The organism is Lysinibacillus sp. DFXJR4, assembly GCF_057196045.1.
The window spans coordinates 48294-61230 of sequence record NZ_JBXUNW010000022.1 but is presented as its reverse complement, the minus strand read 5'-3'; the positions used below and the strand labels follow the sequence as shown (position 1 = coordinate 61230).

The 12937-nt window shown below is 31.8% G+C and carries 16 protein-coding genes; all 16 read right to left on the bottom strand.

The features are described from left to right. Positions 1-207: 207 nt before the first annotated feature. Positions 208-1134: an alpha/beta hydrolase fold domain-containing protein gene (locus AC2CGN_RS23665; RefSeq protein ID WP_484516631.1), complete on the bottom strand. Its 927-nt coding sequence runs from the start codon at positions 1132-1134 to the stop codon at positions 208-210. 186 nt (positions 1135-1320) lie between these two features. Beyond that, the gene (locus AC2CGN_RS23660; protein ID WP_429989959.1) at positions 1321-1806 is read right to left on the bottom strand and encodes a hypothetical protein; all 486 of its coding nucleotides are present in this window, start codon (positions 1804-1806) and stop codon (positions 1321-1323) included. 53 nt (positions 1807-1859) lie between these two features. Beyond that, positions 1860-2570, bottom strand: a complete 711-nt coding sequence (locus AC2CGN_RS23655; RefSeq protein ID WP_484516629.1) for an MraY family glycosyltransferase — start codon at positions 2568-2570, stop codon at positions 1860-1862. Positions 2571-2947: 377 nt separating this feature from the next. After that, positions 2948-3121 carry a cysteine-rich KTR domain-containing protein gene (locus tag AC2CGN_RS23650; protein ID WP_484516627.1) on the bottom strand — a complete coding sequence of 58 codons (174 nt, stop codon included), beginning with the start codon at positions 3119-3121 and terminating at the stop codon, positions 2948-2950. After that, entirely contained in the window at positions 3122-3859 is a 738-nt protein-coding gene (locus AC2CGN_RS23645; protein ID WP_484516625.1) for an ABC transporter permease, read from the bottom strand. A gap of 2 nt (positions 3860-3861) precedes the next feature. Further along, complete coding sequence (locus AC2CGN_RS23640) at positions 3862-4599, bottom strand: ABC transporter permease (RefSeq protein WP_484516623.1); 738 nt, start codon at positions 4597-4599, stop codon at positions 3862-3864. Beyond that, positions 4592-5515: an ABC transporter ATP-binding protein gene (locus AC2CGN_RS23635; RefSeq protein ID WP_429982300.1), complete on the bottom strand. Its 924-nt coding sequence runs from the start codon at positions 5513-5515 to the stop codon at positions 4592-4594. The genes AC2CGN_RS23640 and AC2CGN_RS23635 overlap by 8 nt, the downstream gene beginning before the upstream one ends. Before the next feature lie 15 nt (positions 5516-5530). Next, positions 5531-6310, bottom strand: a complete 780-nt coding sequence (locus AC2CGN_RS23630; RefSeq protein WP_484516621.1) for an ABC transporter permease — start codon at positions 6308-6310, stop codon at positions 5531-5533. A 97-nt stretch (positions 6311-6407) separates the two neighbouring features. Then, complete coding sequence (locus AC2CGN_RS23625) at positions 6408-7331, bottom strand: sensor histidine kinase (RefSeq protein ID WP_484516619.1); 924 nt, start codon at positions 7329-7331, stop codon at positions 6408-6410. Positions 7332-7333: 2 nt separating this feature from the next. Then, positions 7334-8032 (bottom strand): response regulator transcription factor, encoded by a 699-nt coding sequence (locus AC2CGN_RS23620; protein WP_484516617.1) that lies wholly within the window; start codon positions 8030-8032, stop codon positions 7334-7336. After that, positions 8022-8204 (bottom strand): helix-turn-helix domain-containing protein, encoded by a 183-nt coding sequence (locus AC2CGN_RS23615; protein ID WP_283868624.1) that lies wholly within the window; start codon positions 8202-8204, stop codon positions 8022-8024. The genes AC2CGN_RS23620 and AC2CGN_RS23615 overlap by 11 nt, the downstream gene beginning before the upstream one ends. 518 nt (positions 8205-8722) lie before the next feature. Then, positions 8723-9730: an LCP family protein gene (locus AC2CGN_RS23610; RefSeq protein ID WP_429985645.1), complete on the bottom strand. Its 1008-nt coding sequence runs from the start codon at positions 9728-9730 to the stop codon at positions 8723-8725. Continuing rightward, a complete protein-coding gene (locus AC2CGN_RS23605; protein ID WP_286923631.1) occupies positions 9720-10247 on the bottom strand; it encodes a sigma-70 family RNA polymerase sigma factor in 528 nt (175 codons plus the stop codon). The genes AC2CGN_RS23610 and AC2CGN_RS23605 overlap by 11 nt, the downstream gene beginning before the upstream one ends. 588 nt (positions 10248-10835) lie before the next feature. Then, positions 10836-11495 (bottom strand): CPBP family intramembrane glutamic endopeptidase, encoded by a 660-nt coding sequence (locus AC2CGN_RS23600; RefSeq protein ID WP_484516614.1) that lies wholly within the window; start codon positions 11493-11495, stop codon positions 10836-10838. Positions 11496-12279: 784 nt separating this feature from the next. Next, entirely contained in the window at positions 12280-12624 is a 345-nt protein-coding gene (locus AC2CGN_RS23595; protein ID WP_484516612.1) for a PfkB family carbohydrate kinase, read from the bottom strand. Continuing rightward, positions 12602-12868, bottom strand: a complete 267-nt coding sequence (locus tag AC2CGN_RS23590; protein ID WP_484516610.1) for a hypothetical protein — start codon at positions 12866-12868, stop codon at positions 12602-12604. Before AC2CGN_RS23590 ends, AC2CGN_RS23595 begins: the two co-directional genes overlap by 23 nt. Positions 12869-12937 lie beyond the last annotated feature (69 nt).

Below are 12937 nucleotides of genomic sequence, written 5' to 3'. Positions count from 1 at the left end.
CCTCGTTTTGAAAAAGGGCTATACTTTTTAATTTGTCACCTTGATTTCATTGACATAATAGTATTTCAACAACATGAAAAAGCGTGTTTTGAATTAATCAAAACACGCTTTTTCTATACTCAATTGTTATAAAAAGTTTGATAATTTACTATTATCTAAAGCTCTTTTTAATTGAATAACGAACTTAAAATGACCCTATTTCAATATTTAATTCCCAATAATATTAATAATTTTCTGTTGAGCATCTATGGCTTCAGGGATAGGCATAGCTACAAACACATGATTCATGTTAGGATAAACAAAGGTAGTGATGTCAATGCCTTGTTCTGTTAGTTGTTCATCAAATTTTATGGCATCTGGATATAAGCTTTCGTGTGTTCCAATAAAATGAGTAATTTTCCCAAGTCCTTTAAAGTCACCGTAAATTGGACTAATTAACGGATCCTTTACATGTTTATCAGCTGCCCAAATCTTTGTAATAACTTCCATGCCCACACTAGCTAGCATCGGGTCCTTTTCCTCATATTCAGGTAAAAGAGGATTTTCTAAACCCATATCAACACATGCTGATAGTAAAATAATATCTTTTGGTTGTGGTAGATCATTTCTCTTCAAAAGTTGGACCAGTCCAAGTGCTATATTTCCGCCTGCCGAATCTCCGATGATGGTCAATTGATGGAAGCCTTCAACAGTTCCAAGAATTTCTTTATATAGGTTTAGGATCTTTGGGTAGGTATCTTTATAGCTAAAATGTGGTACTTTAGGATAAATGGGCGCAATAATTTTCGCATTTATCGATTGCGCTATTTTATCCATGAGCATCCAGTGCAAATTTAAAGGTTGATTCGTCCAAGCACCACCATGTATATAGAGAATAACTTTTTGATTCAAAGACTTTTGGTCATTTAAAGTAAAAACCTGCATACCTTCAAATACCTGCTCCTTACTATCACTTAAAAATTTAACATCATCCCCAATCACATAGGGCTGAATATTTTCAATTCCCCTTTGCTTTATTAATTGCTCGGTATTTTCAATACTAGAAAAACTTATTTTATTACTCTGGGAAAATAACAATTTTTCAAATTGAACACTTTCCTCAGAACGCTCACCATTAAAAATTTCTACACTCATGTTTCTCTCTCCTTTAAACATTTTGTTTCATAATACAAAAGGTGTTTTGAAAAGTCTTAACAAGCTGGATAGTTTAACTGCGATGATTGATAGTAGAGCAAAGTAGGACATAACAAAAGGACTGTAGTGAATTTTACGCACCAGTCCTGTGGTTAATGAATGAAGTATCTATTCTTTTCTTGTTATTTAGGGAAGTAGCTCTACCTTTACCTTTAGTTTTATATCCATAGGAAACCCTTCCTCTTGTACAAGGTAAGATATGACATAAGCTCCTTCAGTTAATCTATCAAATACCTGTTCAAAATTTTCATTACTTTTTAAAACACCATTTATTACATTTGTTCCTTTATCTATATTTTGGATTTTATATAAAAAGCTTTCAGTACCAGTATTTGATAAGGATACTTTAACTGGAACACTCCAATTATTAATAAAATATGATTTACTTTCACCTATAGGAGATGCTATCTCTTCATCAATTACAAGTGGATGAAAAACTCCTATTGATTTTTCTTCTTTTTCATTTTGAGTGATATCTAATGCAACAGGTTCAGCATTTACAACTTCCGATATTAATTTTAAAGATGATTCTTCCGTTTTAGATGTAAATGTATTGCACCCTGATAAGAGTATAATAAAAGTACTTACACAAGCTAATTTATAAATTTTCATAACTTCTCCTATCTAAATGGTTAATAGTTATTACTATAGAGAAATTTTAATTTCTAGATAATACGATATTTACGTGAAGATTGCATAATAACCAAAATAATAGTTAACCCAACAATGAAATACCACATTATATTAAAAGGAACTATAAACATTAATCCACCAAAGAATATAGCTGTTATAGTGCTAACTAAAATTGATGTTATATTCGTAAATTTATCTGTAATAAAATAATATAAAGTAAATGGTAATGCTAAAGTAAATAACGGGATATAAATTGTTACAATAGATGTTTTAATGAAAGATATTGAAAGTACCGCTATTATGAAACCTACTGACATAATAATCGTTCTTCCTACAAATACTTTACTTGAAAAATAACCATATAGCATAATAAACAAAATCACTAAACAAGTACAAAATCCTATTATTAGAACAAATGAATGGCCCATGACGTAAGCTGCAATTGAGAAATAAACTAAAGAAACAAATGGCAACAGCAATATTGAAGTATTTTGCGATTTTTCTATATTCATTACATTTGTAAAACCTACAAGAACTAATAAAGTAAATGGAATCGTCAAATATCCTAATTCAAAGTGATTTCCTAGATTAATATAACTAACCTCGAGTTTGCCGACCACTATTAATACAAGCGACACACAAATTTGACCAATCAACCCCCAAATGCTTGATAATTTAAAAGCTTGAGTAAGCTTATCCATCATTACAATTAAAACGATGCAGATTAATAAGGTTAAATACAACAAATTATCCCCTCCAAAATAATTCTTTAGAAATACTTAAAGCAATAAATATATCCTAAATTTTACAGTATAGGTAATGAACAACCAAATACAATTATTGAACTAAACTGCACCGTTTGCTCAATAAAAAAGCTACCTTTGATTTCGGTAGCCTAATCTTTATCTCTTTACACTCTTTAATTTCAATTACAGTAACCCAATTGTTTTTACCTTAAATATTAAAAAGTGCGTTAATCTACATTTCATTAACTTCCTAGGAAAATAAATAACACCCGAAACCTATATATATCAAGGGTTTCGGGTGTTTTAGTGAAGTCGATTATTTGCGTTAATTTACATTATCAGCTCTGCGTCTTTGCGTCTGGCTCTTTGATAAATCATTTAAATCCTTTTACATCTACTAACGTTTCATTTTTACATTTAGGGCAGAATAGAGGAAAGTTTTTCAATTCAGTCTCTTCACGAACTTTTAATCTTGTTTTATTATCACAAACAGGACTATATACCCATTGTATTTTTACTACAATTACATCTCCGAAATTTTCTAACAATTAAACCTTTGAACTATTCTTATTGAATCTCATGATAAATAATATTGATACTGTTCCACATAAAATTAAACTTATTAAACTTAGGATAATCTCTGATGAAGTTGCTTCATAATATCCTGATATATTAAACACTGCTGTAATTGGATAGATAGCACGTAATGTACTTTGCATACTAGCAAACAATCCTAAAAAGGCAAAAACTTCTGCAAAAATCAGTGCTAACCAATGGCTTCCTTTTAACTTGTACACCAGTGTTATAATTGGAGAAACTGCCAAGAAAAAACCAATTCCAGTCAAAAGATACATCTTTAAATTATTCAATATTGTGTTGAGGTTCAGTAGAGAAAAATGGAGAGATAACTCAACAGTTAATGCAATCAGGAAAACAAAACCATATAGGAGCAATGAGTAGAATGCAGTCAAAAGCAGTTTTGCAATAAGCATTTTCGATATGCTCACTGGAATGAGAACAAGTGATTTCAATGTATCATCTTGAATTTCTCTACAAATGATATATGTTCCCATCAAAGCAATAATTGCAGGAAATACATAAAAACTTCCCAAAGATTGTATAGCTGTTAAATACCATTCAGGCTCATCGATGTATCTCTCACCATAATATATGAATTGTCCTTGCATAAATACAATCACAGCTACGATTATTGTTGAAAATATAGCAATCTTAAAGATATTAGACCTCTTTAATTTTAACCTTTCAGCCCATAAATATAGTGTCATTTCTACAGCACCTTTCCTTTTCTTAAAACATTTATTGCCAATGCGATTGAGGTGCCAGACCAAAGAGTAATAGACAATAGTGCTTTCCAAATCTGTACGGGGTCTTTCATAATAACGCCTTCAATATTTCTCATAAGAATACCAATAACACTTGATAATGGGTGGAGGTACATGTTTCCCATAAGTAAAATAAATCCAAAAAAGACATAAACTATTGTGGTAGACACAGGAAGAATGTATCCTTTTTGTGTTGTTGCTAGAGCAAGAATAGGAATCATCCCAAAGGGAAGTAAAGCTCCTATTTCTAAGCATTTCAGTATAAGATTAAGAACACTAGTGTTTGTAATTTCTATTAACCCCGAAACACTTCCTATGACTATAGAGCCACTGGCACATATCAGCATGAAACAAATGGAGTAAAGCCACATAACACAAAATTTGCTAATAATAAATCTAAGTTTTCCAACTGGAACAATCCACAGTTGTGTTAATAAATTGTTTTCTACTTCTTGATAAACTAACATTGTAATCAACATTCCCAATACAAACGGAAGAATAAGCCAAGTTGTATATGAAAATGCCGTCCATCTATAAAACTTAATAGGTGTCAGATCCACTTGACTGCCTGCCTTAAAATAAAGGACAGCAACGAGTGGCATGAGCAAAGCAGGGATAAACATAAACCAAATAAACTTTTTTCGTTTCAATTTTAGAAATTCAGTTTGAATTAAACTAAGCAATTCCCTCTCCTCCTGTTATTTTCTTAAAATAATCTTCAAGAGTGTCATTGCATAGTTGCGAACTAATAACGGATATATTCTCAAGCATTAAAGTCTTATTTACTAAAGCCATATCAATATGAGCTTTATAGATACGTAATATGTTATCTGCTTGAACAGAGTATTCTGATATGCCAAGTTTTTGTTCTAAAATAACCGCTGCTCTTGCAGTATCAGATACTTCTAATTGAACATATTTATCATTCATTTTTTGTAGATGAGCTAAACTATTTTCTTCAAGTAAAACACCATTATGAATAATACCAATGTCATCTGCCAAAAGTGCAATTTCAGATAAGATATGGCTAGAAATAAGAATAGTAATTCCACGTTCATTACATAGATTACGAATGAACTTTCGAACTTCTGCAATCCCAATAGGATCAAGCCCGTTTGTTGGTTCATCAAGTATCAGTAACTCGGGCTCATGAAGTATCGCATTAGCAATACCTAAACGTTGCTTCATACCCAAGGAATACTTACTGAATACTTTTTTATCTTTGTAAGGTAAACCAACAATTTCTAATGCGTGCTTGACTGCATCTGGTTTTGCAGTCCCACGAAGCTTAGCAAATATTTCAAGATTTTCAGTCCCTGTTAAGTTTGGATAGAATCCAGGAGTTTCAATAATCGCTCCAATGCGTGGATAGATTAGTTTTTCATTTCCTGTTATTGAGTTGCCGAAAACTGTAATTTCACCTGAATTGGTTGTCGTAAGACCTAAAATCATTTTCATAATCGTGGTTTTTCCTGCACCATTACGTCCAAGCAATCCATAAATACGTCCTTTTTGAACATGGAGATTGACATTATCAACCACTTTTTGCTCTCCATATATCTTAGTAAGATTTTTTGTTTCAATAATATTTTTCGTCATAATTAAATCCTTTCATTAAAGAGTTTGTTTTTTCAAGAGATAAAGAGAAAATACTAAAGACAAACCTGCAATTGCCAAAATACTTATAATGCTGACTGTGTAACTAGGTATTGTAATCATTGTTTCACTTATTTGTGTCATTCTAACAACCATATCATTTGCTACAGACGAGGAATAACTATAGATGGATAGTGAACTTGCTAACGGGTGCAATCCCATTAATGGTGCGGGTACAACAATCACAGGTAGGATATACATAAGTGTAATTCCTATTGGTAGCAAATAACTTTTCCCTGTTACTGCGAAAACAATAATTGGAAGCATTGATAAAGGAATTAAGATACTACCCTCTAAAAACAAAATGAACGCTTCTAGTATTGTCTGTGTATTAAAATCTGGAAAACCACCAGCAATATTTGCACCTACTATCGTTATAATGTAGGTATACATACAGATTAGATATGATAACCCAAATACCAAAGTAATCTTTGAAAAATAAATCTGTGTCTTAGTAATTGGAATAATTAACAATTCTTTAAGTGTGTTACCTGAATATTCGTCAAAGAATAGCGAAGTACCGAACATTCCAAGAACAACAGGTAGAAATAGAACACTCATATTCTTAAAAGCTAAAGTATATAAATCTCCAAAGCTATCCATAATCTCACTAGTTCTAGGTATATGAATAGCCCGCTCTACTGCAAAGACAGCAAGTAAAGTCGTAAAAACAAATATTCCAGTTTTTATCTTTTTTCGCTTTAATTTAGAAATCTCTGCTTGAATGATAGTAAACATGTTGTTCCTCCTTTCAAATCCAGTTTATCAAAGAAATCTTGCCATAACCTTGCAGAAATCTTGTTTGTTTCTTGCAAATAAAAAAAGCTCTCAAAAATTAAAGAGCTTTAAGAAATATTATGGTAAATGTCATTCCGCCATTTAATGAATTATTAGCACTGATTGACCCATTATGTAGAAGAACAAGTTCTTTAGCAATAGCAAGTCCTAAACCATTTCCGTTTACCGAACGTGATTCATCACTTTGATATAATCTATCGAAAATATGTGGTAAGTCCTTTGTTGGAATGCCTTTCCCATTATCACTTATTTGAACAATAACATCATGATCTTTATCATCAATTTGCAGATCAATCTGTGTTCCCTCACTATGAGTGAGAGCATTCTGAAGCAAATTATTGATAATTCTTATATATGCGTTAGGGTCTAACTGAATAAAACACTCTGTATCAGAAATATCAATGTTGTACTCAAAATTGTTCTCTTCAAAGGTTGGTATCCAATCTGTTAATATGTTACGAGTTAATTCGTTTATATCTTGTCGTTCAAGTTGGAAGCCCTGTTCTTTTGCGTCAAGTTTTACCCAGTCAAACAGAGATTCTACAAATCCTTTAAGATGGTGGGCTTTAGTCAAAGCCACCTCTAAATATTCTTCTTTTTCTTCTCCTGTTACAATACGCTCTTGAACTGCTTCTAAATATCCAACTAATGAAGTTAAAGGAGTTTTTACATCATGGGAAAGACTGGTCATAAGTCGTTTATAGGCTTGTTCAGATTGCTTTAACTTAATGAGCTGAACTTGATTATTAGTAACCATATCATTGATGGAATAACAAATTGTTTTCGTCATATCATTTTCTCTAACAAGAATACGACGATTTAAGTTTCCTTGCTTAATATCATCTAAAGAATCTTCAATAATAGAAAGCTGTTCAGAAACCTTAGAGAGTTTTAAAATCAAGTAAACAATAACTACAAAGCAAAGAATTAAAATAATAAGTAGAATGTGAATCCAGTTCATGATTATGCCTCCTTATTGAAACGATAACCTACACCATGTACCGTCAAAATATAAAATGGCTGGTCTGAATTAGGTTCTATTTTCTTTCTTAGTTTACTTATAAAGGACATAATATTACTGTCATCAAAAGCATAGTCATCTTCCCAAACTTGTGTGTATATTTGTTTCTTTGTAAAGACACGACCTTTGTTTGTTGCTAAAAACACCAACAAATCAAACTCTTTTCCAGTTAAATCAATTGGTTTTTCTTGAACATAAACAGTCCTTGTTTCTTTGTCAATAACCATACCTTTAAAGGTAAGAATACTGACTGAATCTCCATAATTAAAAGTAGTATATCTTCTAATGAGAGATTGTACCCTAGCGATAAGTTCGTTAATGCTAAATGGCTTTGTCAAGTAATCATCTGCTCCAAGACTAAGACCTGTTACTTTATCTGGCTCACTTCCTTTAGCAGTTAGCATAAGGACAGGAACGTTACTATATTTTCTTATTTCAGATAAAACTTGAAATCCATCTTTATTTGGTAACATAACATCTAAAATGATAAGTAAGTATGTGTCCTTTTCATTCATCAATTGCAGTAACCCTGTTTGCCCGTTATAAGCAACATCTGCTTCTAGGTTAACCTGTGATACACATTTTTTAACTAGAGAGCATAATTCTATATCGTCATCTATTATGAGTATCTTATTTGTCATGATTTTTCCTCCTAAATCTTTTATCTTGAGGTTTTGTTGCTGTCTTTGGTATCAACCACGTATTTCCAATCTTTATAGCACCATCAATGCGTCCAGAATTGCAATGATAAAGAACCATTCTGTCAGAAATACCCCATATACTCGCTGCTTCTTTCGTTGTTATGTAGTCCATTGTAATCCCTCCGATAATATACAGTATATTTCGTTTATCCGAAATATACAAAAAAATCATAATAAAACTATTGAGCCCGCATTTTATATCAATGAAGGCTATTTTGTAGGCAGAAAAGTGTTTTAGTTTTATAGTATAATTCCATGCACTTTTTTACAGTTAGTTTGACTAATAAAAAAAGATGTATAATGATAATAAAGTTATTGAATATTGATTAATAAAAGCTAAGAGCCTTACTACATTCTACGTAGCAAGGCTCTTTAAAATTTGTTTCAAATTACATCCATCTGTTCCTCCTTTTTCATAGGGAATGAGAATTTCCGTGTCTTTTTAGGTAATCGACCAGAAGTGAGTGTAATTGGTAAATGGTCATAGGTGTTTTGGTCGAAGCCAGCAATCAATAGATACGGCTTGTTGTCGTTTTTACACCATCAAGTTTGGCATAACCAAATGTTTCAAAAAAAGCGTTAATCTACATTTCATTAACGCACCATAAGTATTACAAAAAAATTTCCTATTTAGTTAAATGTGGTTAGTTCTTCTGAAATTGAATTTAAAAAATCTTTGTCAAACACCATGTAGTATTTACCATCTATCATATCATCTCTAATTCCATCAATTAAAGATAACGGTTTTATAGAATTGATTTCTATTTGATTCTCTAACCAATAATCTAGTGATGCATTTGCTTCTATTTGAGTAAGCAGTTCCTTTAATTGTGTCGGTGGAATTTCGTTTTCTGTTTTATTCATAACAGCATTCAGTATGTTTAATAGGTTTTCTTCATCTAAGCCCCTTCCCTCTCCCACTGTAGCAGCCATCATTAATGCCACAACTTCTTCTCCATTCAAACGATGCGGTCCTTTTTCGAAGTCAAATGCTACTCTAGTTATCGCTCTTACTCGAATATCTTCTGGCAAGTTGTAATCGATACCATTCACTGAATCAATTAACGTTGAAATGGTTTCTAAATCGATTACTGCATAATAATCAATTGGTAAATCTAATAGTTTTGAAACAGTAGTTCTTACATTTTCAGCACCACCAAAACTATAAGCAAATAACAATTTATCGTACAAAGTAGTTCCATCATTGTTATCTGCTATTGGCGCATACGTAAAATGAGGAATCGATAAAACTTTCATTGTCTTTTTATCTTTACTATAAGAAAGTAAAAGGTTAAGATATATTCGATTATCCATTTCTTTCGACTTCACCGTAAGTAAAGTGGTTACAAATCCAGCTTCCTCAACGACAGGTTCACTTGCAACATTTGTGTTAGATTTTTCATTAAAGTTTCCCGAAAGAATCGATGGCATAAACAAAAATATACACAAGCCTACTATTAATAAAGAAACTGTCAGTGGTGCGAATTTTTTTGAAGAAGAAACAAGAGAATTTTTTTGCGTATTATTCTTCTCGAGTTTATGAATTTGTTTAAATACTTCATTACGGTCTTCTTTCGTAAATCTTAGTTCTTGTTCAGACATATTATATAATTTATCTCTTAATCGTTTATCTTCCATTCAGTTCTGCCTCCTTTATCATCGACTCTAATCTTTGTTTTGCTCTTCTTAATCTAGTTTTCACCGTATTAGCTGGAATATCCAAAACTTTGGCAATTTCCTCTGTGTTTAATGAGTCATAGTAGTATAGATAAACCACTTCCCGATACACTTTTGGAAGAGAAAAGATAGTATCTTTTATTTCTTCATTATTGTATTTATTGATAACCGTTTTTTCTGTTGATGGTAATATTGATTTTGCTGTTTCATTGATAAAACTTTTCACCTGTACCATTTTGTAATTCCAACTTTTTAAATAATCTTTACATTCGTTGATTGTTATACGATAGAGCCATGTTTTTATTTGTGCATCAAATCGAAACGACTCAAGGTTTTTGTAGCATTTGATAAACGTATTTTGAACCATATCCTTAGCAATCTCTGTATCTTTTACATAAGAAAATGCCAATCGTACCAACTCATTACCATATTCAATCATTATTTTTTCTAATATAAAATCTTTTTCTTCTCTGTCCAATCTACTACCCTCCCCTTCAACCTACTTTAAATTCTGCTATTAGACGATTACCAAATCATAATAGGTTCAATTTTTAAAAAATATTTCTTTTTACCAAAGTTAGATTTATTAAGTAATCGTTACAGGCTTATTATTTATAGTTATTCCTTATTCTACCAAACTGCAAAAAGAGCTGTCTAAGCAGCCCAAAGAACTTTAAGTAAGCATCAAATCCCTATACATAAGATAGGAAAATCGTATTAAATGTAATAATTACATTAAATACCGATTATAAATAGATGATCTTTATATCTCAAAAAGGAAAAGAGAATGGTAACAATCGATTAAAGGGTGAATAAACAAACAATGGTGAATGAGAATGCTTTAAATGGTGAAATTTTACCTCTCTCCTTGTTGTTATTTGGACAGTCTTCTCAGATTAATCAAATGGCCAGATTGTTGAACACAAGTTAACACTCTCCAACTATCCTACTCCATTCGTTTAAGATAGATGATGTTAACTTAAATATCCAACAAAAAAATCAATTCACCTCTAAAAAATCCATAGAGGTGAATTGAATAATTCCTCTTTATAATAAATCCTTTTGATTAAATGATGCTAAGAACATAATTATGAAATGCATGTAGTAAGATGACAGTCCATAATGAACCCGTCTTTTTAAAAACAAATCCAAATAGTAAGCCAATGAGAAAAATGTAAATATGAGAACCAAATTGAAAAATGATATTATTGTATATCCAAATTGGATAATGTATGACTAAAAATAATAAAGCCGTCATTATATTCGCTTTCCAAAAAGCTAATTTTTTATTGAACTCTTGTAAAATTAATCCTCTAAATACAATCTCTTCAGCAAGCCCCGCCATTAGAACAGTGTTTAGATAGTCATCAAAAGATAATGAAAAATGAAAAGAAACACCATTAAAGAGGAATGCTTCTAAAATTAAAACGGCTCCTAACAGTAGCGAAAGAAGAATTCCCCAAAACACCCCTACCTTCACATTAACCTTCATTTTTAGATAGCTGATTGGATCTGAATGTAAATGGATTTTTATATAAATCGACACTGGAACAATCCAAATGAGACTCTTAACCAATGCCTCTACTAGAGGGTATATTATTTCACCGAATGAATATATGTATTCCAATAACCATAATTCTTTAATGGTCCAAGTTAAGTAAAAAAAGACTAGAAAGCCTATAATTATATTGATATCATTATTTTTTTCTTTGAATGTGGTACTCAAGTATGCCCACCTCTTTCACGTTTTATCTTTAATACAATTGAAGTTGAAGTAGGTTATGAGGTTTTTCGTGTAAACTTATCCATGCGATTGTACTAAAAATAGTTACGAAAAATTCAGTTTCATTTACTTCGTTAAACTATTCTAATGCGACGCTAGTGATTTGTTTCTAAAATAAATCTATGTTATTTCTTCCTATTAGAATACGATAAATAAGATTACTTTTAATTAGTGGCTTTTCATCCTCAATCAGGTATGACTTTTCCATTAGAAAACAACAATTTGGAGCGGGATTGATTTATGTGAATTTTTATACCAAGCGATAATATTACAAACCACAATATATTGAATGTACATTAAGCTTAAAATATCCCCTCATCTTTCCATACTCAGGCGGGATCGTAAACCATTTCGCATTTCCATTTGCTTGCAGCGAAACTTTGGATGATGGCCTTACATCCAGCGGTTTTTACGTTAGTTTCACTTACGTATAAAAATCCGGACATCTCCATATATTCATTACCGCCTTCTGTATAGATGGATTACTCTACATTCTTTTATACATTTGGTGTACGTTTCTCCATGAAAGTGGCTCTAAATGACCTTCACATAACCATGTGGGAAAAGCAATGTCCTTATCTTCAATAATCGGCTCCTTTCCTACCTATCATGTATATCTAACTATTTACCGAGTACCTCTGCCAAAACCGGGATAGAAGAAGATGAGCCTTTTCTAGATACTGCAAGTGAAGCAGCTTTTGAGGCAATTGTAAGTGCAAATTTAATATCATGTTTCTGATGAAATCATGCTTAGGAAATAACCCAAGAAAGTATCACCTGCTGCCGTTGTGTCTTTCACTTTGACTTTATAGGCTTCTTGCTTGTGTTCTTGTACATTGTCTCTATATATGACGCCATTTGGACCTAAAGTCAACACAATCTTTAAATGATTATAGTTCGATAGTAAGTGATCGGGTATTCTGTTAAGTGATTTTTCCCCACTAATTTCTTGTCCTTCAATCTCATTCAGTATCAGAAAATCGATTTTTGAAAGGTCTAAATTCTTAATAGAATCACTTATTGGAGAAGGATTTAACGCAATGGTTTGGTTAATGAAATCTAAACCAAGCAAACCATTGCCCTTGTTTGTTTTTGGTCACAAAAATTTGTCTGTGAGATGCATCATATGCCGGTAAATACTGTGGAAATAGTACTTCCACAAACCAAGAATTGTTAGCTATTTCCTCCCCACAATAATGTTTCGCCATTGCATAATATGCTTCCGGATGTGGTGCTTTTGAAAGATGTGCTATGGTTTCTATTTTCCAACCTTTATAATTATCTTCTTTATAAACCTCAGGAATAATTTTATTCAATGCATTTATAAGACCTTTATCTGAACGGACATGTCCCAAACTTTGCGCGTTCGGACACTTACCATTGTC